General features: G+C 72.6%; 1 pseudogene. It reads left to right on the top strand.

Annotated features, from left to right (window positions below):
* Window positions 1-9: 9 nt before the first annotated feature.
* Window positions 10-281: pseudogene (locus BIV03_RS19890) on the top strand (mannitol dehydrogenase family protein); the annotation flags it as partial.

The following is a 281-nucleotide window of genomic DNA, read 5'->3' as shown; positions in this document are numbered from 1 at the left end:
TGGAGGCACGTGGTCGCGTCCCCGGCGACCACCGTCGTCACGCTGACGGTCACCGAGCAGGGCTACCGGTCCGGTTCCGACGTCCCGGCCCGCCTGGTCGAGGGGCTCGAAGCCCGCCGCGCCGCGGGGTCGGGGCGCATCGCGCTCGTGAGCCTCGACAACCTGACCCACAACGGCGACGTGCTCCGTGACGCGGTGACGTCCGCCGTGTCCGACCCGGCGCTGCAGGACTGGGTCGACGCGAACGTCTCGTTCCCCTCGTCGATGGTCGACCGGATCAC

The sequence above is a fragment of the Curtobacterium sp. MCBA15_016 genome (assembly GCF_001865105.1).
In the GTDB taxonomy this organism is placed as follows: domain Bacteria; phylum Actinomycetota; class Actinomycetes; order Actinomycetales; family Microbacteriaceae; genus Curtobacterium.
This window is presented reverse-complemented; position numbering and strand designations above follow the sequence as displayed.